This is a genomic window from Parafrankia soli (assembly GCF_001854695.1).
GTDB lineage: Bacteria > Actinomycetota > Actinomycetes > Frankiales > Frankiaceae > Parafrankia > Parafrankia soli.
In genome coordinates, this window is the sequence record NZ_MAXA01000025.1 from 1 (window position 1) to 26,951 (window position 26,951).

Annotated in this window: 22 protein-coding genes and 3 pseudogenes; 15 read left to right on the forward strand and 10 right to left on the reverse strand. The window is 69.7% G+C overall.

Annotation, left to right across the window (positions count from 1 at the left end; genetic code table 11):
- From BBK14_RS04260 to BBK14_RS42695, 7 genes and pseudogenes are all read left to right on the forward strand, one after another.
- Nucleotides 1-628, forward strand: a 628-nt coding sequence (locus tag BBK14_RS04260; RefSeq protein ID WP_157904209.1) for an amidohydrolase family protein, incomplete at its 5' end; no start/stop codon positions are given.
- Nucleotides 629-728: 100 nt separating this feature from the next.
- Entirely contained in the window at nt 729-1,916 is a 1,188-nt protein-coding gene (locus BBK14_RS04265; protein WP_071059904.1) for a cytochrome P450, read from the forward strand.
- A 97-nt stretch (nt 1,917-2,013) separates the two neighbouring features.
- Complete coding sequence (locus tag BBK14_RS04270; RefSeq protein ID WP_071059905.1) at nt 2,014-3,048, forward strand: aldo/keto reductase; 1,035 nt, start codon at nt 2,014-2,016, stop codon at nt 3,046-3,048.
- The gene (locus BBK14_RS04275; protein WP_071059906.1) at nt 3,045-3,983 is read left to right on the forward strand and encodes a zinc-dependent alcohol dehydrogenase; all 939 of its coding nucleotides are present in this window, start codon (nt 3,045-3,047) and stop codon (nt 3,981-3,983) included. The genes BBK14_RS04270 and BBK14_RS04275 overlap by 4 nt, the downstream gene beginning before the upstream one ends.
- Before the next feature lie 621 nt (nt 3,984-4,604).
- A pseudogene (locus tag BBK14_RS42685) lies at nt 4,605-4,685 on the forward strand (hypothetical protein); the annotation flags it as partial.
- Nucleotides 4,686-4,754: 69 nt separating this feature from the next.
- Nucleotides 4,755-5,588, forward strand: a complete 834-nt coding sequence (locus BBK14_RS42690; RefSeq protein WP_241831121.1) for a molybdopterin-binding domain-containing protein — start codon at nt 4,755-4,757, stop codon at nt 5,586-5,588.
- On the forward strand, nt 5,470-6,051 hold the full coding sequence (locus tag BBK14_RS42695) for a molybdopterin dinucleotide binding domain-containing protein (RefSeq protein WP_241831117.1): 582 nt from the start codon (nt 5,470-5,472) through the stop codon (nt 6,049-6,051). Before BBK14_RS42690 ends, BBK14_RS42695 begins: the two co-directional genes overlap by 119 nt.
- A gap of 480 nt (nt 6,052-6,531) precedes the next feature.
- Here the strand turns inward: BBK14_RS42695 and BBK14_RS41175 are convergent.
- The 3 genes and pseudogenes from BBK14_RS41175 to BBK14_RS04295 form a co-directional block, all read right to left on the reverse strand.
- A pseudogene (locus tag BBK14_RS41175) lies at nt 6,532-6,699 on the reverse strand (TetR family transcriptional regulator); the annotation flags it as partial.
- Between the two features lie 176 nt (nt 6,700-6,875).
- Nucleotides 6,876-7,337, reverse strand: a complete 462-nt coding sequence (locus tag BBK14_RS04290) for a YdeI/OmpD-associated family protein (RefSeq protein ID WP_083390712.1) — start codon at nt 7,335-7,337, stop codon at nt 6,876-6,878.
- A gap of 301 nt (nt 7,338-7,638) precedes the next feature.
- Entirely contained in the window at nt 7,639-8,184 is a 546-nt protein-coding gene (locus tag BBK14_RS04295) for a choice-of-anchor K domain-containing protein (protein ID WP_071059909.1), read from the reverse strand.
- A 462-nt stretch (nt 8,185-8,646) separates the two neighbouring features.
- Between BBK14_RS04295 and BBK14_RS04300 the strand changes: the two genes are divergently transcribed.
- A complete protein-coding gene (locus BBK14_RS04300; RefSeq protein WP_071059910.1) occupies nt 8,647-9,108 on the forward strand; it encodes a GAF domain-containing protein in 462 nt (153 codons plus the stop codon).
- Nucleotides 9,109-9,589: 481 nt separating this feature from the next.
- Nucleotides 9,590-10,912, forward strand: a complete 1,323-nt coding sequence (locus BBK14_RS04305) for a condensation domain-containing protein (RefSeq protein WP_241831118.1) — start codon at nt 9,590-9,592, stop codon at nt 10,910-10,912.
- Nucleotides 10,913-11,121: 209 nt separating this feature from the next.
- Here the strand turns inward: BBK14_RS04305 and BBK14_RS04310 are convergent, their stop codons facing one another.
- Nucleotides 11,122-11,673 (reverse strand): DUF1003 domain-containing protein, encoded by a 552-nt coding sequence (locus BBK14_RS04310; protein ID WP_071059912.1) that lies wholly within the window; start codon nt 11,671-11,673, stop codon nt 11,122-11,124.
- Between the two features lie 204 nt (nt 11,674-11,877).
- Between BBK14_RS04310 and BBK14_RS04315 the strand changes: the two genes are divergently transcribed.
- On the forward strand, nt 11,878-12,540 hold the full coding sequence (locus tag BBK14_RS04315) for a TlpA family protein disulfide reductase (protein ID WP_241831119.1): 663 nt from the start codon (nt 11,878-11,880) through the stop codon (nt 12,538-12,540).
- Between the two features lie 22 nt (nt 12,541-12,562).
- Here the strand turns inward: BBK14_RS04315 and BBK14_RS04320 are convergent, their stop codons facing one another.
- The 6 genes and pseudogenes from BBK14_RS04320 to BBK14_RS04345 all read right to left on the reverse strand — a co-directional run bounded on the left by BBK14_RS04320 (nt 12,563) and on the right by BBK14_RS04345 (nt 21,047).
- Complete coding sequence (locus tag BBK14_RS04320; RefSeq protein WP_241831120.1) at nt 12,563-13,669, reverse strand: ABC transporter substrate-binding protein; 1,107 nt, start codon at nt 13,667-13,669, stop codon at nt 12,563-12,565.
- 366 nt (nt 13,670-14,035) lie between these two features.
- The gene (locus tag BBK14_RS04325) at nt 14,036-14,647 is read right to left on the reverse strand and encodes a TetR/AcrR family transcriptional regulator (RefSeq protein WP_071059920.1); all 612 of its coding nucleotides are present in this window, start codon (nt 14,645-14,647) and stop codon (nt 14,036-14,038) included.
- Nucleotides 14,648-14,707: 60 nt separating this feature from the next.
- Nucleotides 14,708-15,447, reverse strand: a pseudogene (locus BBK14_RS04330) (SDR family NAD(P)-dependent oxidoreductase).
- Nucleotides 15,444-16,730 (reverse strand): cytochrome P450, encoded by a 1,287-nt coding sequence (locus tag BBK14_RS04335; protein ID WP_071059914.1) that lies wholly within the window; start codon nt 16,728-16,730, stop codon nt 15,444-15,446. The pseudogene BBK14_RS04330 and the gene BBK14_RS04335 overlap by 4 nt, the downstream one beginning before the upstream one ends.
- 220 nt (nt 16,731-16,950) lie before the next feature.
- Entirely contained in the window at nt 16,951-18,210 is a 1,260-nt protein-coding gene (locus BBK14_RS04340) for a cytochrome P450 (RefSeq protein ID WP_083390713.1), read from the reverse strand.
- A gap of 143 nt (nt 18,211-18,353) precedes the next feature.
- A complete protein-coding gene (locus BBK14_RS04345) occupies nt 18,354-21,047 on the reverse strand; it encodes a sensor histidine kinase (RefSeq protein WP_071059915.1) in 2,694 nt (897 codons plus the stop codon).
- 320 nt (nt 21,048-21,367) lie between these two features.
- Here BBK14_RS04345 and BBK14_RS04350 point away from each other — a divergent pair, with 320 nt between their 5' ends.
- The 5 genes from BBK14_RS04350 to BBK14_RS04370 all read left to right on the forward strand — a co-directional run.
- Nucleotides 21,368-21,457: a K+-transporting ATPase gene (locus tag BBK14_RS04350; RefSeq protein ID WP_041253647.1), complete on the forward strand. Its 90-nt coding sequence runs from the start codon at nt 21,368-21,370 to the stop codon at nt 21,455-21,457.
- A complete protein-coding gene (gene kdpA / locus BBK14_RS04355; RefSeq protein WP_071059916.1) occupies nt 21,457-23,166 on the forward strand; it encodes a potassium-transporting ATPase subunit KdpA in 1,710 nt (569 codons plus the stop codon). Before BBK14_RS04350 ends, kdpA begins: the two co-directional genes overlap by 1 nt.
- A gap of 3 nt (nt 23,167-23,169) precedes the next feature.
- On the forward strand, nt 23,170-25,401 hold the full coding sequence (gene kdpB / locus BBK14_RS04360; RefSeq protein ID WP_071059917.1) for a potassium-transporting ATPase subunit KdpB: 2,232 nt from the start codon (nt 23,170-23,172) through the stop codon (nt 25,399-25,401).
- Nucleotides 25,402-25,404: 3 nt separating this feature from the next.
- On the forward strand, nt 25,405-26,316 hold the full coding sequence (locus BBK14_RS04365) for a potassium-transporting ATPase subunit C (RefSeq protein WP_071059918.1): 912 nt from the start codon (nt 25,405-25,407) through the stop codon (nt 26,314-26,316).
- A 159-nt stretch (nt 26,317-26,475) separates the two neighbouring features.
- A partial coding sequence (locus tag BBK14_RS04370) for an RNA-guided endonuclease InsQ/TnpB family protein (protein WP_241831122.1) occupies nt 26,476-26,951 on the forward strand: 476 nt, incomplete at its 3' end.

Sequence of the window (26,951 nt, forward strand, 5' to 3'; positions counted from 1 at the left end):
GTGCCTGCACATCGGCACCGGGTTCGGCGCGCTCAAGCTCGCCCCGGACGCGCCGATCGACAACCTGATCATCCTGGCGTGCCAGATCTCCTCGCTGGCTGTGCAGGACCTGCTGTGGGGCCCGGCGATGCGGACCTACCCGGACCTGAAGTTCGCCTTCTCCGAGGGCGGCATCGGCTGGATCCCGTTCTACCTGGACCGCTGCGACCGGCACTACACCAACCAGCGCTGGCTGCGCCGCGACTTCGGCGGCAAGCTGCCCAGCGAGGTGTTCCGCGACCACTCACTCGCCTGCTACGTCACCGACCCGACGTCGCTGAAGCTGCGCCGTGAGATCGGGATCGACATCATCGCCTGGGAGTGCGACTACCCGCACGCCGACTCGATCTGGCCGGACGCGCCGGAGTTCGTGCTCAACGAGCTGAACAACGCCGGTGCGACCGACGAGGAGATCGACAAGATCACCTGGCGGAACGCCTGCCGGTTCTTCAACTGGGACCCGTTCTCCGAGATCCCCAAGGAGCGCGCGACCGTCGGCGCCCGTCGCGCGATCGCGACCGACGTCGACACCACCATCCGGTCCCGCAAGGAATGGGCCCGCCTCTACGCGCAGCGACAGACCACCTGATCCACCGCCACGCGGCCGGCGAGACGACGAGAAGCCGCGCCACCCGCCCGAGCGGTGCTTCCCGCCGAATCCGGGTCCTACGAAGAAAGGCCCGTCACCCGTGACAGAAGATCTGTACTGGGACCCGTTCGACCGGGAGTTCCACGTCGACCCGCATCCGATCTGGCACCGGATGCGGGACGAGGCACCCGTGTACCGCAACGAGAAAATGGACTTCTACGCCCTGTCCCGGTTCGCGGACGTCGACGCGGCCCATCTGGACAGCGCCACGTACAGCTCGGCGTACGGCACGGTTCTCGAACTCATGGCGCCCGAGCCGCTGAAGACCGGGCAGATAATCTTCATGGACCCGCCGATCCACACGACGATGCGGGTGCTGGTCTCCAGGGCGTTCACGCCGCGTCGGGTCGGTGGGCTCGAAGGCCACATCCGCGAGATCTGCGCGGAGCTGCTGGACCGGCAGGTCGGCGGTGGCGGGTTCGACTACATCCAGGACTTCGCCGCACTGCTCCCGTCGATGGTGATCTCCCAGCTGATCGGGGTGGACCCGGCCGACCGCGAGGAGATCCGCCACACGATCGACCAGACCTTCCACCTTGATCCGGAGAAGGGGATGGTCAACGACATCTCGATGGCGGCGTCCGCCAAGTTCCACGCCTATCTGTCCGAACAGCTGGAGTCGCGGCGGGCCGAGCCCAGGGACGACATGATGACGGCGCTCGTGCAGGCGGAGATCGCCACCGACGAGGGGACCCGTCGCCTCACCACCTCCGAGGCGGCCGACTTCACCGCGCTGCTCGTGGCCGCCGGTACCGAGACCGTGGCCCGGCTGCTCGGCTGGGCGTGCGACGTGCTCGAGACGCACCCCGACCAGCGCGCGGAGCTGGCCGCCGACCCGTCGCTGCTGGGGAACGCGGTCGAGGAGACGCTGCGCTACGAGTCGCCGTCCCCCGTCCAGGGCCGCGTCACCACCCGGGACGTCGAACTGCACGGCACCACCATCCCGGCCCGGTCGAAGATCATCCTGCTGACCGCGTCCGCCGGGCGTGACGAACGCAGGTACGCCGACCCCGACCGCTACGACATCAGGCGGCGGGTCGACAGTCATGTCGCGTTCGGCCGCGGCGCGCACTTCTGCCTGGGTGCGGCGCTCGCCCGGATGGAGGGGCGTATCGCGCTGGAGGAGACCCTGCGCCGCTTCCCGACCTGGGAGGTCGACCGGGACAACGCGGCACGGCTGCACACCAGCACCGTCCGCGGCTACGAGAAGCTCCCGATCGTCGTATAGGCCCGTACAGATTCATCCCCACCGATCATCCGACCTACCGATCATCCGATGCCATGAAGGCGCGGCCGGCACGTGGCCAGCCCGCTGAGGGAGTCCTGTGAGATATCGCAGATTCGGAACAACCGGTGTCGAGGTAAGCACCCAGTGCCTGGGCACGATGAACTTCGGCCGGCTGGGAAGCACCGATCCCGACGACAACGTCCGGATCATCAACCGCGCGCTGGACGGCGGAATCAACTTCATCGACACGGCCGACGTGTACTCGCACGGCGAGAGCGAGGAGATCATCGGCCGGGCGGTGAAATCCCGCCGGGACGACGTGGTGCTGGCGACCAAGTGCTTCTTCCCCATGGGCGACCGCCTCCAGCGGGGATCCTCCCGCCGATGGATCACGCAGGCCGTCGAGGGCAGCCTGCGCCGGCTGGGCACCGACCGCATCGACCTGTACCAGATGCACAAGCTCGACTGGAACACCGACCTGGAGGAGACCCTCGGCGCCCTCACCGACCTCGTCCACCAGGGCAAGGTCCTCTACCTGGGCTCGTCGTCGTTCCCGGCGGACTGGATCGTCGAGGCCCAGTGGGCGGCGGCCCGCCGCGGCGGCGAACGGTTCGTCTGCGAACAGCCGCAGTACTCGATCTTCGCCCGGTCGATCGAACAGGACGTCCTGCCCGCGTGCCAGCGGCACCGGATGGCGGTCATCCCCTGGAGCCCGCTCGCCGGCGGCTGGCTGACCGGCAAGTACCAGCGCGGCCAGGAGCCGCCGGCCGGCTCACGCTACGACCCGACCAGCCCGTTCATGCAGGGAACGGTCAGCTCGGCCGAAGACCGCTCCTCGCCCGCCCGGTTCGACGCCGTGGACGCCCTGCGCGGCGTCGCCGACCAGGCGGGCATCACCCTGACCGAGCTGGCCATGGCGTTCGTCTCCAGCCATCCCGCCATCACCTCGACGATCATCGGGCCGCGCACCATGAAGCACCTTGAGGACGCGCTGAACGCCGCCGACGTCGACCTCGACGCGGACGCGCTCGACGCCATCGACAAGATCGTGCCGCCCGGCACCGACATGCCCGGGATCGACCACTTCACCCARCACCCGGCCCTCCTGCCCGCCGCCCGCCGACGTCTGTGAAGGCCGCACGCCCCAAAGCGGGCGAGATCACCGTCGTCGACCTCGACGAGCCACCGGGAGTCGGGGACGAGGTCATCCGGATCGCGGCAGCGAGCATCTGCAGCTCGGACCTGATGTACATGCGGTTCGGGCTGGAACGGGTCATCGGACATGAGCTGGCCGGCGTCCGCGCGGACGGAACCGGGGCCGTCGTGGAGGCGCTCTACGGGTGCATGGAATGCGACCTGTGTCTGGACGGCCGGTACAACCTGTGCCCCACCCACATCCATCGGGCACTGGGCTCCAGCGCGGACGGCGGGATGGCCGAGCAGTTCCACGTCCCCTCGCAGCGGCTCGTCGCGCTGCCGCCCGGTCTCGACATCCGCGACGCCTCGCTCGTCGAGCCCGCGTCGGTCTCCTGGCACGCCCTCCGGCTGGCCGGCACCGGTCCGGACACCCGGCTGGCTGTCGTGGGAGCAGGTGCGCTCGGCCTGCTCGCCGCCGCCGGCGCGCGCCGCCAGGGTGCTCCCGAGGTGGACCTCGAGGCACGCCATCCGCACCAGGTCGAAGCCGGCGAGCGCCTCGGGGCCAAGGTCGGGACCACGGGCCTGTACGACGTGGTCGTGGAGGCCGCGGGAACGTCGGCCAGCCTCGCCCGCGCCGTCGACCTCGTGGCGCCGGGCGGGACGGTGGTCGTCGTCGGCTTCCACATGGGCACGGTGGAGGTCAACTGGTCCCCGCTGTTCCACCGTGAGGCCCGGCTCATCCCCTCGATGAGCTACTGCCGGCACGCGAACGGGCGCGAGATGGAGGACGCGGCGGCCATGCTCGCCGACAGTCCCGAGATCGCCCGCGCGCTGATCACCCATCGGTTCCCGCTTGAGGACGCTGTCGAGGCGTTCCGGGTCGCCGCCGACCGCAAGGCCGGAGCGCTGCGGGTGGTGGTCGAACCGTGACCTCCGTGGGCATCGTGACGGGCGCCGGCCGCCACCCGTACAGGGGCGTGACCGCACCGCCGGCGACGAAGCCGCCAAGGGATATGGCCGTCTCACCCTGAGCGCCAACCCCTCACGGGAGGTCAACACCGGCCCGTCGACTGCTTGATCGAAGACCGTGGGCCTTGATGTTCGTCTATGCAAAGCCTTGACGCACGTCTAGGCTAAGCCGCGCTCAGGCTGGAAGTGTCACGTCGGCGTCCGATCCCGGCGCGCCGACCTGGTGATCAAAACTGTCGGCTCTTCCTGGTGGTGACGGCCGCGCCAGGCCGTGAGCCGCCCGGCCCACGAGGATCAATCGATGTTCGGACGGCCCCGCTCCGGGGGAACCCGGATGCCTCCCAGGTCTGAAGGCCGGAGCGTCCTCCGGAGGTTCCGGTGACGCCTGCCTTAGGAGGCGCGCGTCTACTCGACAGGCTCGGGCGGATCTCGACCGATCTGCGTGTCTCGCTGACCGACCGATGTCGGCGATCGGTGGCTGAGCTGGTGAACCGGTGCCAGGACCAGGAGGGTGACGATGACGGAGATATCGGTTACCGACACGAGGACGGTCCGCAGCTTCTGCCGGATCTGCACGTCCGTGTGCGGCATCCTCGTCGAGACGGCTGGCGACAAGGTAGTTTTCGGGTACGGGGCGACCGTGACCACCCACTGTCGCGGGGATACACCTGTCCGAAGGGCCGGTCACTCCCCCAGATGCACCATCATCCGGATCGCATCGAGCGTCCGCTGATGAAGGTCGACGGGGAGCTGCGGCCGACGACGTGGGAGGAGTGCCTGGACGATCTCGGCGCCCGGCTGCGAAACATCATCGAGCGGTACGGGCCCGAGTCGGTCGGTGTCTTTTTCGGGAGCGGCATCGGCATGGACGCCGCCGGTTACCGGATGGCGCAGGCCCTGCATGCCGCGATCGGCACGCCGGCGAAGTTCAGTCCCATGACCATCGACGGAACGGCCAAGGTGCTGACCGCGGATCTGGTGGGCGGTTCACCGGCTCTCAGCGGCCGGCCCGACTACGACAACGCCTCGTTCGTCCTCAACCAGCTGGAGGCCTTCAAGCTGCCGATCTCGCCGCCCGAAGGCTCGTTCGGGCCGGGCCCGCGCAGCCGCCCGGAGACACAGTCCTTTCTCGGCGAGTGGCCCTGTGCAGTTCTGGCCGACGAGATCCGCGCGGGCAACATCCGGGCGGTCCTCAATCTCGGCGGCCATCTCGTCGCGGCCTTCCCCGACACCGAGACGCTGGTTCCCGCGCTGCGGGACCTGGAGCTGTTCGCCACCATCGAGATCATCGGCAACGAGACGACGGCCCTGTCCACCCACGTCCTGCCGACCAAGGACCAGCTGGAGCGGGCCGACGTGAGCCTGTGGGACTTCCTGATACAGCGCGTCGCCGTCCAGCACACCCCTGCCGTCGTCGAACCGGTCGGGGACCGGCGTTCCGTGGTGGGTGCTCGCGGAACTCGGACAGCGCCTCGGTTACCAGCTCGCCGACAGCAGATCCGGGCAGGTCACCGACGACACCCTGCTCGCCGAGATCACCGCCCACGCCCGGCGCCCGTTCGGTGAGGTCGTCTCCGAAGGCTGGGTCGAGGTACCCCGCGAGATTCCCGCGCCGTGGGTGGACGGGCACGTCGAGCGGATGGGGGGATGGCGCCTCGCCCCCCGGCTGCTCGTCGACCAGCTGGCCGCGCTCCAGCCGCCCGCCCCGCTCGTCCTCACACCACGACGCCAGAAGCGCCATCTGAACTCCCAGTTCGACTACCTCGGAGAACAGCCCGAGATCATCCTGCATCCCGACGACGCGACAGCGGCCGGCGTGGTCGACAGCCAGCCGGTGACCGTCCACTCGACCAGCGGCGAGATCACCGGGATCGCGAAGGTCGACGGCACCATCCGCCGTGGAGCGGTCTCGATACCCCATGGCCACCAGTCGGCGAACGTCAACCGGCTGACGGACAGGAGCCAGGTCGACATCGTCACCGGCATGGTCCGCTACTGCGGCATCCCGGTGAGTGTCCACCCGGCATAGGAGGTCCGGGTGCGGCCTCGCGCTCGGGTGATGGAATTCGGACAGCGGCCGCACGAGTCCGGCCGCTGTCCGCCATGGGCGAGATGATCCCGCCAGGGGAAAGGTGGTGTTTTTCGCGCCGGCAAAGGCTGCCCACGCTCGGCGCGGCCATGCGAACCGCGGACGCCGATGTGCCCTCAGATGTGCCATCAGACCTCCGCTGACCATCACAGTGGTCACGAGCGCCTCGACATCCGGGTCCGGGCCGGCCAGGATCCGGTCCAGCCTGGCCACGAGATCCCGCAGAATCGGGTCCTCCCGGGTCAGGCGGCTCACGGCGGGATCAGCCCACACGACCGCGTTCAGCCGGCTGTTATTGATGATCATATCCACCATGCCCGTCAGCGCGGTGGACAACTGATCAGCCGGCCGGCGGCGGGCCTCGGCTGCCTCGGTCACCCTCCGCATCTCCTCGAGAGCCGGAGCGACCACCGCCCGGAGCAACTCCTCCTTGGCGTTGAACTGGAAGTAGACGGCCGCCTTGGTCACACCCAGCTCATCGGCGATCATCTGAATCGACGTACCGCTGACTCCGTTCCGGGCGAACAGTTCCAACGCAACGGCCAGCACTCGCTCCCGCGCCGCCCCCGCCCGCCGTTGAACTGTCACGAAACCGCCACGCCCCGCCAATCAGGTATCACGAGGCTGATGATCAGCCCAACCAGTGAAAGCCTATCCTCCACCCGCCAAAGCCACACCGGCTCAGCGCCCTCGCGTGAACCGGAATACCGCTCAGAACATGCCATCCGCGCCCGCCCGGATCCGCTTCTCTGCCAGCGAGGCAATCAGGGCCTCGTCAGGCTGCCCATGGTGGGCGCGACCGGTGCGCGACGATTGCGCCACGTCCTCTGGACGGCTGTACCGAGGATCGTGAGGGCCGGCATGCTCACGGAATACCAGTGGACGCGGCCGTCCACCAGCAGTATTACGACACCGGCGAGGGTGCTGCCAACGAGCGAGAACCAGAGAGCACTGATCATCTCTCTGGCGATGCTGCGGTCCCGCTGTCGCTGCACCGATCGATGCAAAACACCCGTTTCCGCGTAGTTCGCCGTCCGTTCCGCTCTTCTCCGACGGCTGCGGTGAGTAGCGGCCGTCCCGACCCAACTCGCGTACAGCTGGCGCGTCTCGTCCGATTGCAGGGCCCACTGCTCCCGGGCTTCGGCGGTGGCGTCGAGCGCGTGGGCCAGCTCGGCCGGTAGGGCGACAGCCTGGCACGGGGTGGTCACGTCACCATTTTCACCCATTCACTCTCACGTGACCTTGCGAGAGACGGATTCGGCCGCGCGGAACGTCGACCGAACTGACGGCGTGCTCCGACGATGACTACTCAGAGCGCGCCCTCGCTCAGGACATCCGCCGGGACCAGATTTCTGGGCAGCATTCGAAGAGATACCATGGATTTTCCCCCTGACTGCGCGCCTCTCCGAGACGCGCCCCCCGCAGGCCCTTTGGCCCGGCCGGCGGGTTATAGCCACCGGTGTCCCTCAAGGCCAGATCCGGTGGGTGTGCCCGTTGTCGGGTCCGACCGGGGGTCCGTGTCGCGGCTCAGGAGCCGGGCGGGCTTGTCCGTTCGAAGCGCGCGAAGATCCCGGCGCTGATGGAACCGCCCTCGGGGACGTCGAAGGTGGAGACTCGCCTTCTCCGTGACCCCTGGCCCAGCAGGAAACCGGTGATCGTCACCCGGTACTCGACGTCGTCGACGTACACCAGGTCGTTCTCGTGGACCTTCGGGAGCTGGACCACGTCGTTCGGGTGCGCGCCCTGGTTCGGTGTCTCCTCGTGGCGGAAACGCAGGGTGAAGTCGTGCTCCATCTCCTCGTCCTCGAAGTACACGTTGACCGTGAGGTACACCCAGAACTGCCAGTGGGTCGGTAGCTGGATTGTCTGGTTGTGGTGGGTGAGCCTGCCCAGCAGGAAGTCCGTGCCATCGAGGAGCGCATCGGTGGTGTAACCCTCGAAGTCATAGCCGCTCTTGCTGCCGCCGTCGAGGGGTTCGCCCCAGCGGACCTCGCTCTTGCTGTCACTCTCCTGGCTGAACGTCAGGCCCGGCAGATCGTCCACGCTGACGCGCGTCCAGGTGCCATTGGTCATGACTGTGCCCACAGTAGAACTACTCCGTTCCCCCGGCTGCACCGAACGAGTGCCCTGTCGTGCGGGGAGTCGAATTCGGGAGCGCATCCCTCCGCGCGACCACAAGAGCATTGCACAGAGGAAGAGGTCGGGTGCGAAGAATATCAATAGTGCCAGGTGAACGGCATGGCTGGTGCGTTAAGTAGCGGCTGACCTGCTATTCGGTGTTGATCTGGCGGTCGAGGTCGTGGCCGGGTTCATGGCGATGTGGCGCGTGCTGCTGGAACGGTCATGCTTCGGCGCAGGCTGCTCGGTGCTGGCGGTGACGGTGTCCGCCGACTGACCGTCCCGACCCCTGCAACCGAGGGGTTGTTCCCCCACGCCGGCCAAGGTGACACTCGACGTCCGGGCCGTATACGCCGGAGCCGTATCGAGAACGTCGGGTCCGGCCACTGCGAGTCCTACTGGGAACGTGAGCGCCGGGTGGAGGACCTGCCGCTGTTCCGGGACGTCGCCCGGTCGGAGGCGGGCGCGGCCACGTTGTACGCGGTCACCGACGACCAGCCCGCGCGCAGCACCCGGTGGCGCGAGTTCATCGCCCCGCAGGGCTACGGCGACGAGCTGCGGGCCGCCTTCCGCCTCGGCGGAACGACCTGGGGTGTCGTCGACCTGATGCGCGATCGCAGCCGGGCGCCGTTCACGCCCGCGGAGGTCAAGCTCGTCCGCGCGATCGCACCGGCCGTCGGAGCCGCGTTGCGGGCGCTCGCCACCCGCGAGGCGGCCATGAGCTCCAGTCGCCTCGCGGACGGCGGCCCGGGAACCGCGCTGTACGACGACGCGGGCATGCTGCTCTCCCTCGACGGGCAGGCGGAACTGCTGTTCGCCGAGCACTACGGCCCCGTCATCCACGCTCCCGATGCCCCGGTCGCCCACGTCGAGTACTGACCTGGTCACGCAGGCGCACCATCTTTCGTATAGCTGCCATGCCGGATTCTGCCGCGAGGAGGGATTCGCGCGGCTGAAATGCTGCGGCGGGCCTCTTCGAGATCATCCGCGCAGACGATCCCCGATCGCACCGGCGCTTCGTCGCTCGCGGCCGGGGTCGATCAATCATCAGACGTTATCGTGGCTAGGACGGTAATCCCGGCGTCCGTTCGCCTCACCGGCGCGTCGACCGCATCCGTGGACATGACCCCATCTGCATCTTTGGAATAGTGCTGATCATCAAGGCTGGAACCGCCGTGAAATAGTCTAACTTTTCACACTGCTTGATCGTGGGCGCTGCTGGCGCGAAACGCCGACGGTGATCGGTCGTCGGCAGGTGCCGGGAGGAAAGCCACGTCACAAGTCCACTGTCGGATGATCGGAGAACCTGAACCCCCAACGCATATAACGTGTGCTGGCTACTTCGAGAAGGCGGGTGTCAGTGCAGGTCGATGTCCAGAGTCAGGGCGGTTCGCCGGGGCCTGTTCCCGACCGGTTCCTCACGTCGAGCGAACAGATCCTGGCCGCCTCCGATCGGCCAGATGCGCCGCTGACCTGCGGTTTTCTCGTGCAGTTCGAAGGCAAGCTGGATGCGGCGCGGCTTCGGTGCGCCGTGCGTGAGGCGAGTCGCCGGCATCCCATGATGCGGGCGGCCCTCTACGGCGCGCGCCAGTACGCGTGGCGGTTCGGCACCGAACCGCCGGCAGGCTCCGTCGGGCTGGTCGAAGACGGAAGTAGCGGCTGGGACGTCCACGAGATGATGGTGTCGGGCCGCTTCGACCTGCATGCCCATCCACCGCTGCGGATCGCGTTGGTCCGTGGACCGGACGGCGACCAGCTTTCCCTCGTCGCGCACCACCTCGCGGTCGACGGCATGGGTCTTACCGCGATTTTGTCCGACATCATTGCCGAGTACCGGCTGGTGGAAGCGGCCACGGTCACCGCGGGGCCTGTCGACACCCATGTCGGGCTGCCCGCCGGGGTGCCACCGGGCGCGAAGGCGGCCGTGGCCGGCTGGACCGCCTTCACCCGACGCTCCGGCCGGCACATCACGCCCATGGGGACCGGGCGGGACACCGGTTACGGCTATCAGCCGTTGACCCTGCCGGTGCCCGGCCGAGTGCTGCTCGGCTCCGGGCGGCGAATCACCGTGAATGATCTTCTGATGGCCGCGACCCACCTCACCATCGACCGGTGGAATCGTCAACGCGGCGGGGAATCCGGAACGCTGCGCATCAGGATGCCGATCAGTCTGGGAAACGCGGCCGAGGTGGGTGGCAACAACACCGGTCAGGCGTTGGTGGTCACCGAACCGGCGGACCGGGCGGATCTGGCGAGGCTGGCCGCCCGCGTCGTGGACCAGACGGAACGCGCGAAGCAGGCGGCGGCCGCCCCTCCCATCGCGGGTGTGGCGGGCAAGGTCGGTATGGTCGCGACCGAGTTGATTCCCGGCCCATGGCGAGTCCCGTTGCTGCGGTGGGGGGTGCGGGCGGCGCGCCCGCTCATCACGCCCGCTGCCGCCGTCAGTAACATCGGCTCGCTTTCCAGCCTGGCCTCCGACGAGCCGAAGATATCCTCGGTCTATTTCACCGGTACCGTCGGCATGCCCCAGGGGCTGCTTATCTGCGTGGCCGGTTACGGTAACAACATCCACGTTACTTTCGGGTATCACCGGCACCTCTTCGGGCGCGAAGCCGCCTCGGCGTTCGCGAATCTTTTCCGGACGGCCTTCGGTGAGCTGACCCGCATCGGGTCGGCCATGTAAGACGAGAGCTGCACCGACCACGCGGCGGAATCTGCACCCCGCGGTGTGCGTGCGCGCGGGGCAGCTCTGGATCGGGGCGACGGAGGGCGGGTTCTGGCGTTGCGCCGACCTGGACGGGTCGGGGCCGAGCCCACTGGCATGGTGGCCGGCCTGAGGTGCCCAGCTGGTCCGCGTCGGCCTACGCGCGGCGATATGGCGTGGGTGGGGTCCTACCGACTCTGGGCCGGGGGTGTTACCTGACGCGAGGACGTCTCCCCGCGGCTGATCATGGCCTTGCTTTCGGCGATGACCTCCGCGGCGTGCCGCTCGATGGCCTCCGCGTCCAGTCCGAGCGCCTTGCCGATGTGCACCGACCACACCTCGGAGCGGAGGTTGGTCTCGAAGTCGAGATCAGCCCGGATGTCCTCGCGGGCGGCCTGCCGGTTCTGGCTGATCATCACGAACGTTGACAGGAAGATCGCTTCGAGGCTGACGATCATCGTGAGCAGGCCGAACGGGTAGGGGTCGAAGACGGCCGCGTCCCCGAACGCCCCCTTGTTCAGGAGGATCCAGATCGTGAACCACGCGGCGTGCAGGTAGACGAAGGGCATTGACCCGGCGAATGCCGTGATCGCGTCCGAGACCCTGTCCTGGGACGTCCGTGCGCGAGCGGCCAGGGCCCGCTCGTTGCGGACCCGGGGATGTGGGCGCAGCCGAGGATGCGGCGGCTGCGGGAGGGCTGTGGGCCGGGGAGCCGCGGGCTGGTCAGGAAGGGTGCTCACGCCCCAATCCTGCGCCTGCGGTGCCGCTGCCCTCGGCGTCTCATCTCCGAGGACTGTCCGGACAGCACGAACTCATCGGTGTGCGTCCTCGGCCGGGGTGCGCCTGTCCGACCTCGGTTCTCGCCGAGGTACCCGATCCAAGGTCCTATGGCCTGAATTCCGGAAGGCGGCCGCGGCGTCCATACCTGGTGTCTAAGGTGCGAAGTGGAACTTCTACGACTCGTAGTAGATGAGGTCTGGGGCGGAGACGTGGCGCACATCCTCGGGGACGAACTGACGATGCGTCGATGGGCATGGCGGCTGGTGCCGCCGGCGGTTGCGCTGGTGGTCGGCCTGGGAGCGAGCGGGTGCTCGATCGGTGCCGACGCGGCGGACGACGCAGCGGACGACTCGGCGGACGGCCGCTGGGCGGTGCGGTCGGCCGACGATCAGGACCTCACTCCACCAGGTGAGCGCAAGCCGTCGCCCGTGATGACCGGCCAGACGCTCACCGGCGAGAACCTGGAGCTGTCATCGCTGCGTGGCCGGATCGTCGTGGTCAACTTCTGGGCGTCCTGGTGCCCGCCGTGCCAGGCCGAGACACCGGCCCTGGTCATGCTTGCGGGGAGGTATCCGCAGGTCGCCTTCGTCGGCGTGAACGAGAAGGAGTCGGCTACCGTGGCACAGGGCTTCGTGCGCCACAACGAGGTCGCCTACCCCAACATCATCGACCGCGACGGCACGCTGGCCGCGCGCTGGCCGGGGGTGCCCGGCCTGCCCACGACGTTCGTGCTCGACGCCAGGGGACGGATCGCCACCCGTGTCGTCGGCGGAGTGACCGCCGAGTCCCTGGGTGGTCTCCTCGATCGGCTGGCTGTCGAGAGGTAGCCGCGCCCCGGGTGTCCGGCGGTCAGAGCCTGTGCCTGGTGCCGCACCACTGCTGCCTGCCGTCGGGACCGGGAATGACCTCGTAGCCCGTTCCCGTCGCGTTCACCTCGGCGAAGGTCAGGCAGGTGGACGGACTTCCCCGGTTGGTGCTGAGGTCGAGGCCACCGGGCATGAGTCCGGCCGCATCGTAATCTGTGACAGACCGGAGCCTCGAGTGGAACCCGGCCCTGGTCGGGCATGGGCCCGCGACGGCCAGGCCGCGCAGCAGCATGTCTGCCGCCACGTAGGAGTTGAGGACCGTGACCTGGTCCGGATCCGAGGTCTGCGATGCGTATCGCAACATCGTCTCGCGGAAACGCGCCAGGTCGGGAGAGTCCGAATCCCAGGATATGTGGTCGAAGAACGCCGTCGCGCCGGCCAGTTCCACTCCCGCGTCGGCGAGAAGGCTCTTGTCGTACGCAACCGCGGACAGAACCACCTTGTAGGCGACGTGGGCCGCTCGGGACGCGCGCAGGATCTCGCGCAGGCCGTCGATCGGTGTCTGGACGACGAGAACGTCGGCCTGGCTCTCCGCGATCCTGGCGACCACCTGCTCGGGGGAGCTCTGGCCCACGGTGTAGGAGAGGCGCGCCACCGGCGTGACGCCCCGAGTGGTCATGCTCGAGATCACCTGGTCGCTGAGCGCCTCCGAGGACGCCGACAGGGACTGTTCCACCACGGCCACCCAGGTTCCCCCCTGGGCTCGGGCGAACTCGCCCAGGGTGGTCACGAAGCCGCCGGAGGAAAAGAGGTAGTCGGGTGCGAACATGTTGTCGAAGTCGTTCCACACCGCCTCGGCGGCGAGGCCGACGACCGGGACATCCGCACCCGCCAGGTAGCGGGCCGAGCCCGAGGCGGCCGTCGTGAGCTCGGCGACGGCGAAGACGCCGTCACGCTCCACGAGCCTGCGTGCGACGACCTCGTTCGTCGCAGGGTTACCTCCGTCGTCGACCCAGACGATCTTGATCATGCGGCCGTGCACGCCGCCGGCAGCGTTCGCCAGAGCGAGGCGAGCCTCGAATCCACTGCGGGCGGCCATGAACACCGAGCTCAGCGGGCCGGTGTCGGGATAGATCAGACCGATTCGCACCTGACTGTCGGTGACTCCCGGCGTCGCACAGGGCACGGAGGCGGCGTCCGGGGCGCGACCGGAATCGCATCCGGCACCCGCCAGCAGCAGGACCGCCGCCGCTGTCGCCGCGGCGGCGCGACGGTGCCGTCGGCGGACGGCAGACGGCCGGCTCACGTGCCTAAGATCTCTAACCGCACCGAGCACGGCCGCCTGGAGACCTGGAACCCAGGCCTACCGCCAGGATGATCATTACCTGCGGGACGCTGATCACAACCGAAAACGGTCGTGCCCGAAATTGTTCTACACCGCATAGTGCCAGTTCCTTTCTGAATCAACGGACTTGACTCAGACCAGGCCCGGCATCTGGCCCCCGCGGCGGACGAGCTATGTGTCGCTGTCGGTCCGCTCCGGCCCCTGCTCGACCAGGTCTTCGATCTGTCGTCTGATGAAATCGTCGACAACTTCGCCGTCAGACTCGACGCCCAGCTCCGCGTCGATCGCCATGATCTGGGTGATGCCGATCATGACCAGTCGGGCCACCAGCGGCGGGCAACGTTCCGGCGGGACGCCGAGGTCCGCCAGGGCGGCCGTGAATGCCGCGAGCTGCACCTCGCGGTAGCTCCGGTAGTACTCGGTGAGGACTACCCGGATCGCCTTGCGGTGGTTGGCCAGCGCCATGAACTCGAGATTGAACCTGGGCGTCGTCATGCCCGTGTCGCGTAGGTCCCACAGCTGCCGCAGCGTGGGCCGGCTCTGGAGCGCCGCTCGGAAGAGCTCCAGGCCGACGTCCGCGCGGCGGCGGAAGACCTCCAGAAAAAGATCGTCCATTGTGCGGAAGTAATAGTGCACCAGCTGGGGTGTGAGCCCGGCCCGGGCGCCGACGCGACGTGAGGTGACCGCGGCGTAGCCCTCCTCCAGCATCAGTTGCTCCGCCGCGTCGAGCAGCTGGTCGCGGGTGCTCGACGTAGCTGAACCAGCTTGGCGTTGGCTGACCATCTCCCTGTCATATCCCACCCGGGGCCGCTGGTCGCGAACCCGGCCTGTGGACATTTTGGATCAAATATACACTCCACCGTTCACGCCGATGACCTGACCGGTGATGTAGTCGGCCCCCTCGGAGCACAGGAACGAACAGGCCGCCGCGATGTCCTGGGGGGTGCCGGCACGGCCGAGCGGCACCATGGTCGCGACCACGTCGATGCCGGGGATGTCGCCGTTGGCTTCCCCCTGCCGGGCCATCGGAGTGTCGACGAGGGTCGGCGGGATGGTGTTGGCGGTGATGCCGTGGCCGGCGAGCTCGACAGCCAGGGATTTCGTGAGGGCGATGACGCCACCCTTGGACGCGGTGTAGTGCGCCAGGTTCGGCGCGCCGGACTGGGCGCTCGACGAGGAGATCGTGACGATACGGCCCCAGCCCGCGGCGATCATGTCGGGTACGGCGGCCTGCACGCAGCTGAACGTCCCGGTGAGATTGACGGCGATGATGCGGTTCCAGACGTCCGCGGTGATGCTGAGCAGCGGATTGAAGGACTCGATGCCGGCGCTCGTGACCAGGATCTCCACGGGCCCGAGCTGGGCGCGGACCTGCTCGAAGGCGGCATCGACGGATTCGCGGTCGGCGACGTCGGCCTCGACGGCCAACACTTTTCCGATGGCGGCGAGCTCGGTGGCCGCCGCCCGGGCCGCCCGGCCGTCGCGGTCCAGGACGGCGACGCGGTGGCCGTCGGCGAGGAACAGTCGGGCCACACCGAGACCGAACCGGACGCCCCGCCGGTGACGACGGCGACGCGGGTCATCGGGCCGACTCGACGGGGGTGAACTCCAGGTGCAGGTTGGTCAGGCCGCGCAGGATCCAGGTCGGTTCGTAGTCGAAGCGCCGTGCGTCCGGCGGGCCGTGGTGCTCCTCGGAGATCCGGATGTCCCTGGTCCGGTCGAGGATCCGCTCCAGGCTGATGCGACCCTCGACGCGGGCGAGGGGGCCGCCGGGGCAGGAGTGGATTCCGCGTCCGAAGGCGATGTGCTGGCGGACGTTGCGGCGGGAGATGCGGAACTCCGCCGGGCATTCGAACTGGCGCGGATCCCGATTGGCCGCGCCGTTGAGGAGCATGACCGGGGTGCCCGCCGGCACCTCGACGTCACCGATGGTCGTCGTTCGCCTGGCCAGGCGGAAGTCGGCTTTCACCGGGCTTTCGACCCGCAGCGTCTCCTCGATGAGGTCCGGGATGCGCTCGCGGTGCTCCCGGATCTCCTCCTGGAGGCCCGGGTTCTCCGCGATGAACTTCAGCGCGGCGCCGAGCAGGCGCGCCGTCGTCTCCTGCCCGGCGGCGAACAGGAAGGTGGCCGCCCGCACCACGGAGATCACCTCGGGCGTCGTCCCGTCCGGGTAGGTTGCCGCCGCCATCTGGGTCAGCACGTCGTTGCGCGGCTCGTGCCGCCTGCTCTCGATGTAGCGGGCGAACCAGGCGTCGAGCCAGCCGAGCGCGTTCAGCTCGCCGTCGGTCTGTTCGCCGGCGCCGATCTGGCCGGGGCTGACGGTCAGCCCGAATCCCTCGCGGAACCGCTGGTGGTCGGATTCCGGAACGCCCAGGACGTCGGCCACCGCCAGCATGGAGAAGGGCTGTGCGTACGCCCGGATGAACTCGCACCGGCCGTCCGCGATGAACTCGTCGAGCTGCTGGTCGGYCAGACGCCAGATGAACGCCTCGTTCTCCTGGAGACGTTTCGGGGTGAGCATGCGCATGACCAGTGCCCGCTCGCGGGTGTGCATGGGGGGGTCCATCGTGACCATGTGCTCGTTCATCGGCAGCTGGTCGCGGTGGCGGTCGATGATGGCCCCGACCTCGTCGCCCTCCAACGGGACCGGGAATGTCGCGAACGGGCCCACGACCGAGTTGCACGACGAGAACGTGTCGACGTCGCGGTAAACTTCGTGCGCCTCGTCGTAACCGGTGACAGCCACCACTCCGAGATGCGGTAAAGGCAGCACCGGGCACACCGAACGCAGCTCGTCGAAATAGGGGTACGGATTCTCGGCGAGTGACTCGTCATTGAAGAAGTCGGTCGTCGTCCAGTCGGTCAACCTGCGTCCCTTCCAAAGGGCGGGAGCGGACGGCACACGGCGTATTTGGCAGTCGCTCAAACGTCTTGGGCAGATGTCTAACACACGCCGGTCGGCGGCGGCAAGTGTGTATCCGTGGAAGGCTCGGCCCAGCGCTGAAGTCGCAGGTCCGGCGGAATGCCGGATCGGGCGTTCACCTGGGGCGAGTCGGTGCCGAGGAGAGCGCCGCGGCGGCCCGCGATCAGCGGGGGCGGACGTCCAGGGGCAGGCTGTTGACGCTGACCATCGCCCACGGGTCGCGGTGCTTGACGGGGACGTCGGCGGCGACCGCGATGTCGGGGTACCGGCCGAGCAGGATGCCCAGCACCGTCCTCGCCTCCAGTCTCGCCAGCGGGGCGCCGAGACAGAAGTGGATGCCCTGCCCGAAGGCGATGTGCGGGTTCGGCGCGCGGCGCGGGTCGAACCGGTCGGGCTCGGCGAAGACCCGCTCGTCGCGGTTCGCCGCCGTGAGCCAGACCGTCACCACCGCGCCGGCCGGGATGACCTCATCACCCACCCGGGTGTCGGCGACGGCCCGCCGCACCAGCCGCGGGAACGGGGTCCGCAGCCGCAGGACCTCCTCGATCGTCGCCGGCAGCAGCTCCGGCTCGGCACGCAGCTCGGCCGCCGCGCCGGGATGCTCGTCCAGGGCCAGGACGGCGTTGCCGAGAGTCGCCGTGGTCGTGATGTGCCCGGCCAGCAGCAGCAGGCCCACGAAACCGACGATCTCCTCGTCGGCCAGCCGCTGGCCGTCGACCTCGACCTGGACCAGGCGGCCGGTGAGATCGTCGCCCGGGTGGGCGCGGCAGGCCCGGATACGGTCCAGCAGGTAGGCGTTCATCTCGCGCAGCACGGGCACGGCGGCTCGGGTGCTCGCCGCGGCGAGCTCGGTCAGCGGCTGGTCCGGGTCCGCGACCTCCCGGTCGAACAGGGCGTCGGCCCAGCGCCGGAACATCGGGCGGTCGGCGGCGGGGAGGCCGAGCAGTTCGGCGATCACGATGACCGGCAGCGGGTAGGCGAGATCGTCGATCAGTTCGAGGCGGGTCCGCCCGCCGGTCGCGTCGAGCAGCTCGGTGGTCACCTCGGCGATGCGCGGGGCCAGCCCGGCGACCGTTCTCGGGGTGAACGCCCGGCTGGCCAGGCCGCGCAGCCGGTGATGCTCGGGCGGGTCGAGCCGGACGAAGTTGCCTCGCTGGAACAGCTCCACGTCCTCCTGAAAGCTGCCCTCCCGCAGGTCGTACTCCGGCATGTCCTCCTGCCGCGGCAGCAGGCCGCGCAGGTCCGAGGAGAACGAGCGGTGGTCCGCGAGGACGGCGCCCGCCTCGGGATGGCCGAGCACGTGCCAGCACCGCTGCCGGTCGTCGCGGTGGACCTGGCCGCGCCGGCGCAGCTCGTCGAGCCAGCGCAGCAGATCGGGCAGCGAGCGGCGCGCCGCGTTCGGCCGTGTCGTCAGCTGGGACACGCCTTTGCAGTTCCCGGGCGGCCCGCTCCGCACACCTCGGACGGCCGGCTGGTGGCCAGCGACCTGTGGGCTCCGCTCCGGGCCGCCGGTCCCGCCATCGGCGCGATCATCGCCGCGGTGCTGCACGGCGTGCCGCGCCCGCCTCACCCGGCCCGGTCGTCCGCGGCCGGGCCGGTGGGGACGTCCAGCGGTGCGGTGATCGGGTTGGTCACGGCGGTCGGGTTGGGTGCGGCCGGCAGCGACAGCACCATGGTGAGCCCGCCGCCGGGTGTCTCGTCGGGGGTGAGGGCGCCGCCCATGGCCTCGGCCAGGCCGCGGGAGAGCGCGAGGCCGAGGCCGACCCCGGTGGTGTTGTCCCGGTCGCCGAGGCGCTGGAACGGCTGGAAGACGTTGTCGCGCTGGCGCACCGGGATGCCGGGCCCGCTGTCGACGACGCGCAGCTCGACGCGGTCCCCGAGCGCGCTGGCGGTGATCACCGGCGGGGTGTCGGCGGGGGCGTACCGCAGTGCGTTGGTGACGAGGTTGACGATGACCCGCTCGAGCAGCACCGGGTCGGCCCGGACGTCCGGCAGGTCGTCGGGGACCCGCACGCCGATCCGGTTCGCGGCCGGGCCGATCTCGTCGAGCGCCGGGGGGACGATGTCGTCGAGTCCGACGGCGCGGGGGAAGACGCTCAGGGCACCGGCCTGCAGGCGGGACATGTCGAGCAGGTTCTCGACCAGGCGGGTCAGCTTGTCGAGGGACTCGTCGGCGGTGGCGAGCAGCTCGGCCTCCTCGTCGTCGGTGAGGGTGATGTCATACCCGCGCAGGCAGCTGACCGCGGCCTTCGCCGCGGCCAGCGGGGTCCGCAGGTCGTGGCTGACGGCGGTGAGCAGCGCGGTGCGGACCTTGTCCGCCGCCGCGATCGGTGCGGCCTCGGCCGCCGCCTCGCGCAGCCGGTGCTGGTCGAGGGCGACGGCGGCCTGGGCGGCGAAGGCGGTGAGGATCCGCCGGTCGGCGGCGGGCAGCGACCGCCCGGTCAGCACCAGCCGCAGGTCGTCCCGTACCGGTATGTCGACGATCTCACTGCCGTCGCCGTCGCCCGCCTGGGAGGCTCCCGGCCCGGCGCCGCTCGCGCTGTCGGAACCTGTGCCGGCGATGGTCGCGACCGGGCTCCATCCCCCGCCGACCTGGTCGTCGTCGGTGCGCTCGAGCAACGTCACCGAGGTCATCCCGAACGTCTCCCGGGCCCGGGCGAGCAGGGCGGGCAGCGCGTCCTCGCCGCGCAGGACACTGCCGGCCAGCACGGAGAGGGTCGCGGCCTCGGCGGAGGCACGCACGGCCTGCTCGTAGCGGCGGGCGGAGGTGGACACCACCCGGCTGACCAGGCTGGCGACGAGCACGAACCCGAGCAGCGCCAGCACGTTGTCGCCGTCGGCGATGGTCCATTCGGTCACCGGCGCGGTGAAGTAGTAGTTGAGCAGCAGCGAGCTCGCGACGGCGCAGAGCAGCGCGGGCCCGAACCCGCCGACCAGCGCCACCGTGACCACGATCAGCAGGTAGGCGAGCATCTCCGTGGTCAGGTTGAACGTGCCGCGGCTCGCGGCGAGCCCGGCGGTGAGCGCCGGGACGAGCGCCAGCGTGAGCCCCGCGGCGATGATCCGCCGGCGGGGTTCCAGGGCCGTCCGACCGCGGGGGAGCCGCCAGCCGGGCCAGCCAGTCCGGGCGGGCCGGTGCGCCGCCGCGTCCGCACCGCCCGCCGGGGCCGGCCGGTGCCCCCACGCCTCGGGGTGGGTGACCATGTGGACGTCGATGGAGCCGGACCTGGTCGTCGTGGTCGCGCCGATACCCGGGCTGAGGATGCGGGCGAGGCGGCCGCGGCGGCTGGCGCCGAGCACCAGTTGGGTGGCGTTCTCGGCCCGGGCGAACTCGAGCAGCGCGGTGGGGACGTCGTCGCCGATCACCTGGTGGTAACTGCCGCCGAGGCTCTCCACCAGCGCCCGCTGGCGGGCCAGCGCGGACGGGTCGGCGCCGGTGAGGCCGTCGGAGCGGGCGACGTGCACCGCGAGCAGGTCGGCGCCCTTGCCCCGGGCGGCGATCCGGCAGGCCCGGCGGATCAGCGTGTCGCCCTCCGGGCCGCCGGTGAGGGCGACCACGACGCGCTCGCGGGTCTCCCACGTCCCGCCGATGCCGTGGTCGGCGCGGTAGCGGTCGAGCTGGTCGTCGACCTTGCCGGCCAGCCAGAGCAGGGCGAGCTCGCGCAGCGCGGTGAGGTTGCCGACGCGGAAGTAGTTGGCCAGCGCCGCGTCCACCTTCTCGGGCCCGTAGACGTTGCCGTGCGCCATCCGGCGGCGCAGCGCCTCCGGGGCCATGTCGACGAGCTCGACCTGGTCGGCGCGGCGGACGACGTCGTCGGGCACGGTCTCGCGCTGCGGGACGCCGGTGATGGTCCCGACGACGTCGTTGAGCGACTCCAGGTGCTGGACGTTGACGGTGGAGATGACGTCGATGCCGGCGGCGAGCAGCTCCTGGACGTCGTGCCACCGCTTGGCATGGCGGCTGCCCGGGACGTTGGTGTGTGCCAGCTCGTCGACGAAGGCGACCTTGGGGCGTCGGGCGAGGACGGCGTCGAGGTCCATCTCGGTGAACGAGCCGCCCCGGTAGGTCAGCGTCCGGCGGGGGACGATCTCCAGGTCGTGGAGCATCGCGGCCGTGCGCGGGCGGCCGTGCGTCTCGACGAAGCCGATGACGACGTCGGTGCCCCGTTCGGAGCGGCGGTGGGCCTCGTCGAGCGCGGCATAGGTCTTGCCGACGCCCGGCGCGGCGCCCAGGTAGATCCGCAGGGTTCCTCGTGGCACCCACCCATGGTGCGGCCGGCGCGGGGGTCGGCGAAAGGCTCCGGCGCGGCCCCGCCCGGCGTTTCTCATGATCGCCGTTACTGTCCTGTTAGAAAGCGCCGCGTCGCCGTTAGAAACCTGTGAGAGATCGTCAATCTGACCATTGGTCACGCTTTACTGACGTCGCTCGCCCCGCGCCACGAGTTCTGGACGCCAGTGACAGGAGGGACGGCGGGGCCGTCGATGCTCTGAGGAGGAACCGTGCTCGACGTCGTGTACGTCGCGCTGACAGTCGCCTGTTTCGCGCTGTTGGCGCTTGTTCTGCGGGGGGTTGAGCGGCTGTGACCGCGGAGAACGTCGCCGGTTTGGTGCTGGCGATCGTCCTGGGAGTTCTCATGGTCGCGGCCCTGCTGTTCCCGGAGCGCTTCTAGTGTCCATGACGGTGGCCGGAATACTGGTGGCGCTGCTGCTGGTCGGCGCCCTCGCCACGACGTATCGGCCGTTCGGCGACTACATGTTCCGGGTGTACACCAGCGAGAAGCATCTGCCGGTGGAGCGGGCAATATACCGGCTGACCGGTGTGAATCCGAACGCGGGCCAGCGGTGGACGGTGTACGCCCGCAGCGTTCTTGCGTTCTCCGCCGTGTCCGTGCTGTTCCTGTACCTGTTGCAGCGGGTCCAGGACCATCTTCCGTGGGACCTGGGCTTTTCCGGGGTGTCGCCGGCGCTGGCCTGGAACACGGCCGTGAGTTTCACGACGAATACGAACTGGCAGGCGTACTCGGGTGAGTCGACGATGTCGCACTTCACCCAGATGGCCGGCCTGGCGGTGCAGAACTTCGCCTCGGCCGCGGTCGGCATCTCGGTGGCGATCGCCGTCGTGCGGGGCTTCGCCCGCCGGCGCGCGCCGGTCGCGGCGGGTCCGGGCAGCATGGATGGTGTCGTGGGAACCGGCGACGAGATCGGCAACTTCTGGGTCGATCTGACGCGGACGATCGTGCGGATCCTGCTGCCGATCTGCGTCCTCGGCGCGATCGTGCTGATCGCCGGTGGGGCGGTCCAGAACCTGCACGGCAACCACGTGGTGACGACCGTGGCCGGCGGCCGGCAGGCGATCACCGGGGGGCCGGTGGCCAGCCAGGAGGTCATCAAGGAGCTCGGTACCAACGGCGGGGGCTTCTACAACGTCAACTCCGCGCATCCGTTCGAGAACCCGGTGGCGTGGACGAACCTGTTCGAGATCTACCTCCTGCTGATGATCGCCTTCTCGCTGCCGCGCACCTTCGGCCGGCTGGTCGGGGACAAGCGTCAGGGCCTGGCGATCGTCGCGGTGATGGCGCTGATCGCGCTGGGCAGCCTCACGGTGAACATGGCCTTCCAGGTCRCACACCACGGAACCGTCCCCGAGGCCGTCGGCGCGGCCACCGAGGGGACGGACGCCCGGTTCGGCGTCGCGAACTCGGCGCTGTTCGCCACCGCCACGACCCTGACATCGTCCGGCGCGGTGAACTCGTTCCACGATTCCTACACGAGTCTCGGTGGCGCGACCCTGCTGTTCAACATGATGCTGGGCGAGGTGGCGCCGGGCGGTGTCGGATCGGGCCTGTACGGAATGCTGGTCCTGGCCGTCGTGACGGTTTTCGTCGCCGGGCTGATGATCGGGCGGACCCCGGAGTACGTCGGGAAGAAGATTGGCGCACGGGAGATGAAGTTCGCGTCGCTGTACTTCCTGACCACGCCGATCATCGTGCTGCTCGGCACCGGGGCCGCGATGGCGCTGCCCGGCCAGCGGGCGGGCATGCTCAACTCCGGCGCGCACGGCCTGTCCGAGGTTCTCTACTCGTTCACCTCCGCGGGGAACAACAACGGGTCGGCCTTCGCCGGAATCACGGTGAACACCACCTGGTACAACACCGCGCTCGGGCTGGCGATGATGTTCGGCCGGTTCCTCCCGATGATTTTCGTGCTCGGCCTGGCGGGCTCGCTGGCCCGGCAGACGCCGGTACCCGTCACCGCCGGAACGCTGCCGACGCACCGGCCCCAGTTCGTCGGGATGCTCACCGGCGTCACGTTGATCATCGTGGCGCTCACCTTCTTTCCCGCGCTGGCTCTCGGGCCCTTCGCGGAAGGGATTCACTGACCGATGAGTACCACCACCATCGCCGCGCACCAGGACAGCGCCAGCGCCGCCGGCCGGCGGGAAACGCCGCCGGCCCGACCGCGGCGGGTCGGGGGCGGTCTGCTCGACCCGAAGCAGCTCTGGACGTCCCTGCCCAGCGCGGTGCGCAAGCTCGACCCGCGCACCCTGTGGCACAACCCGGTCATGCTGATCGTCGAGGTCGGCGCGGCGTACACCACCGTCCTCGCGATCACCGACCCGTCGGCGTTCGGCTGGCTGATCACCGTGTGGCTGTGGCTCACCGTGATCTTCGCCAACCTCGCCGAGGCCGTCGCGGAGGGGCGCGGCAAGGCGCAGGCCGCCGCCCTGCGCCGGGCCAGGACCGAGACCGTCGCCCGCCGGCTCGTCGGCTGGCGCGCGGGCCAGCCCGTCGAGAGCGCCGCGGTCGAGAGCGTGCCGGCGCCGCGCCTCGCCCAGCACGACCTGGTCGTGGTCGAGGCGGGGGAGCTCATCCCCGGGGATGGTGACATCGTCGAGGGCATCGCCAGCGTCGACGAGTCGGCGATCACGGGCGAGTCGGCGCCGGTGATCCGGGAGTCCGGTGGTGACCGGTCCTCGGTCACCGGCGGGACGAGGGTGCTCTCCGACCGGATCGTCGTCCGGATCACCCAGAAGCCCGGGGAGAGCTTCATCGACCGGATGATCGCCCTGGTCGAGGGCGCGAACCGGCGCAGGACGCCGAACGAGATCGCGCTCAACATCCTGCTGGCCGCACTCACCGTCATCTTCCTGCTGGCCGTCGCGACGCTCCAGCCGCTGGCGATCTACTCGAAGGCGCAGCAGCCCGCGCTGCCGGACACCTCGACACTGACCGGTGACGGGATCACCGGGATCGTGCTCGCGTCCCTGCTGGTCTGCCTGATCCCGACCACGATCGGGGCGTTGCTCTCCGCGATCGGCATCGCCGGGATGGACCGGCTCGTCCAGCGCAACGTGCTCGCGATGAGCGGCCGGGCGGTGGAGGCCGCCGGCGACGTCAACACCCTGCTGCTCGACAAGACCGGCACCATCACCCTGGGGAACCGGCAGGCCAGCGCGTTCCTCGCCGTCGGCGGCGTGAGTGAGGCGGAGCTGGCGGACGCCGCGCAGCTGTCCTCGCTCGCCGACGAGACCCCCGAGGGCCGCTCGGTCGTCGTGTTCGCCAAGGAGCACCACGGCCTGCGCGAACGCACCCCGGGCGAGCTGGCGCACGCGACGTTCGTGCACTTCACCGCCCAGACCAGGATGTCCGGCGTCGACCTGGCGCCCGAGCCCACGGACGGCGCAGTGCCCGCCGCCACGGCGGGCGCCCGGCAGGTCCGCAAGGGTGCCGCCAGCGCGGTCACCCGGTGGGTGCGGGAGAACGGCGGGCAGGTCCCCGCCCAGGTCGGAGAGATCGTCGACGGTATCTCCGCCTCGGGCGGCACCCCGCTCGTCGTCGGTGAGGTCGTCGACGGCCCGTCCGGCCCGGCCGCGCGGGTGCTCGGTGTCATCCAGCTCAAGGACGTCGTGAAATCCGGCATGCGGGAGCGCTTCGACGCCATGCGCCGGATGGGTATCCGCACCGTGATGATCACCGGGGACAACCCGCTCACCGCGAAGGCGATCGCCGACGAGGCGGGTGTCGACGACTTCCTCGCCGAGGCCACCCCGGAGGACAAACTCGCGCTGATCCGCAGGGAGCAGGCCGGCGGCAAGCTCGTCGCGATGACCGGCGACGGCACCAACGACGCGCCCGCGCTCGCGCAGGCCGACGTCGGGGTGGCCATGAACACCGGCACGTCGGCCGCGAAGGAGGCCGGCAACATGGTCGACCTCGACAGCAACCCGACGAAGCTCATCGAGATCGTCGAGATCGGCACGCAGCTGCTCATCACCCGCGGGGCGCTGACGACCTTCTCCATCGCCAACGACGTCGCCAAGTACTTCGCGATCATCCCGGCGATGTTCGCCGGCGTCTACACCGGCCTGGACAGGCTCAACGTCATGCGGCTGGCCAGCCCCGAGTCGGCGATCCTCTCCGCGGTCATCTTCAACGCCCTCGTCATCGTCGCGCTGATCCCGCTCGCGCTGCGCGGTGTGCGCTACACCCCCGCCAGCGCGTCGAAGCTGCTCAGCCGCAACCTCTACGTCTACGGCCTCGGCGGGATCGTCGTCCCGTTCGCCGGCATCAAGGTCATCGATCTTCTCGTCCAGTTCATCCCGGGAGTGGGCTGAACCATGTCGACTCGGCTTCCGTCCTGGCTGCGCCAGCACCTCGCGGCGCTGCGCGCCCTGCTCGTCCTCACCGTCCTGCTCGGGCTGGCCTACCCGCTGGCGATCCTGGCGCTGGCCCAGCTCCCCGGCCTGAAAGACAGGGCGGACGGGTCCTTCGTCACCAACGCCGCCGGCCAGCGGGTCGGCTCCTCCCTGATCGGCCAGTCGTTCACCGACAGCGACGGCAACGCGCTGCCCGCGTACTTCCAGAGCCGGCCCTCCGCCGCGGGCGACGGCTACGACCCGACCGCCACGTCGGCGTCCAACCTCGGGCCCGAGGATGTCGTCGACACCCCCGACGACCTGGCCACCTCCGAGGACGAGAGCCGGCAGAGCCTGCTCACCCAGGTCTGTGAACGCAGCCTGGCGATCGGCGAGCGGGAGGGGGTCGACGGCGGCCGGAAGTACTGCACCGCCTCCGGCGTCGGGGCCGTCCTCGCCGTCTACCACGCCGGCCCCGGTCCCGCCGGCCCGATCATCCGGGTGGTGAGCGCCAACGAGGCCTGCCCCGCCACCCCGTTCCTCGCCACCTACCAGGGAGTCGCGGTCGCCTGCCGCGCCCCCGGCGACGACATCGCCGCGGGTAAGCGGGTCCTCGTCCGCGGCAACGCTCCCGAGACCCCGGCCGTGCCCGCCGACGCGGTGACCGCAAGCGGCAGCGGCCTCGACCCCGGCATCAGCCCCGCCTACGCCGACCTGCAGATCCCGCGGGTCGCCCGCGAACGTGGCCTGCCCGCCGGCAAGGTCCGTGACCTCGTCAACGAGAACACCACCGGCCGGGCCCTGGGCTTCATCGGCGAGCGCAGCGTCGACGTCCTCGAGCTGAACCTCGATCTCGACGCGCTCGCGCCGGCCGCCGCCGCCGCCCGCAGCTGACCGGGACACGTAGCACGCAAGCCCTGTCCTTCAGGGCAGGGTTAGCGCATCAACGACAGAGCGACAGGGAAGTGGGCTATTCTGCCAGGTATTGGTTCTCGGGTGGTGAAGCGGGCATATCGTTATCGCTTCTACCCGAATCCCGAGTAGGTCGCGCAGCTGGCCCGTACCTTCGGCTGTGTCCGCTACGTCTACAACCGGGCGCTGRCCGAACGGTCCCGCGCCTGGACCSRGGAGCGGCGCAGGGTCACGCACGCGGAGACCGACAGRATGCTCACCGYGTGGAARCGGGACACGGAGACGGCGTGGCTGGCCGAACCGTCGAAAGGGCCGCTGCAGGCCRYGCTGCGCCATCTGCAGACGGCGTTCGTGAACTTCTGRGARAARCGGGCCGGATATCCGTCCTTCRAGAAGAAGGGCAGGAGCCTCGATTCGGCGACCTACTTCCGGAACTGCTTCACCTACCGGAACGGGAACATCACACTGGCCAAGCAGGACCGGCCSTKGGACATCGTCTGGTCGCGTCCRCTGCCCGASGGYGCRRCGCCSTCGCRGGTGACGGTGTCGCGGAACGCCCGCGGCCAGTACCACGTCTCGATCCTGGTCGAGGACACCGTCACCAGCCTCCCGCCGGC

What these genes read in the sequence shown, in the direction of transcription:
- BBK14_RS42690 (WP_241831121.1), top strand. Translation starts at nt 4,755, where the DNA reads ATGAAGGTCGACGGGGAGCTGCGGCCGACGACGTGGGAGGAGTGCCTG.
- BBK14_RS04290 (WP_083390712.1), bottom strand. Translation starts at nt 7,337, where the DNA reads ATGGGTGAAAATGGTGACGTGACCACCCCGTGCCAGGCTGTCGCCCTA.
- BBK14_RS04295 (WP_071059909.1), bottom strand. Translation starts at nt 8,184, where the DNA reads ATGACCAATGGCACCTGGACGCGCGTCAGCGTGGACGATCTGCCGGGC.
- BBK14_RS04325 (WP_071059920.1), bottom strand. Translation starts at nt 14,647, where the DNA reads ATGGTCAGCCAACGCCAAGCTGGTTCAGCTACGTCGAGCACCCGCGAC.
- kdpB (WP_071059917.1), top strand. Translation starts at nt 23,170, where the DNA reads ATGAGTACCACCACCATCGCCGCGCACCAGGACAGCGCCAGCGCCGCC.
- BBK14_RS04365 (WP_071059918.1), top strand. Translation starts at nt 25,405, where the DNA reads ATGTCGACTCGGCTTCCGTCCTGGCTGCGCCAGCACCTCGCGGCGCTG.